Genomic DNA, 321 nt, shown 5'->3' on the forward strand with positions numbered 1-321 from the left:
ACGGAACAGCCAGATTGTTTTGGCATCAGGAACACGATCTGAAAGCCCCAGGCCAAGGAAGCGCATGAACGACATGCGGTCGTTGATCAGATACTCCGTCCGTTCATCGGACAAATTGTTCAGGGTCTGGATGACCAGGATCTTGAACATCAACACCGGATCAAATGGCGGTCTTCCGCCTTTACTCCCGTCTGAATAGGCCAGAGCCTTCTCCAGTTCCGGGCGGAACACCTCAAAATCCACAGTCCTGGAAAATGCTTCGAGCTGATCGCCAAGCCCGCTCAACCGAGCAAGCCGCTCTTCAACATCAAAGAAACCAAG

1 protein-coding gene is annotated in these 321 nt (G+C 52.6%); it reads right to left on the minus strand.

What is annotated here, in order from left to right; genetic code table 11:
- The coding region (locus tag HK24_RS13270) for a transposase (protein WP_143412345.1) at positions 1 to 321 on the minus strand (321 nt) is incomplete at both ends.

The organism is Gluconobacter sp. DsW_058 (assembly GCF_002153615.1).
Lineage (GTDB): Bacteria > Pseudomonadota > Alphaproteobacteria > Acetobacterales > Acetobacteraceae > Gluconobacter > Gluconobacter cerinus.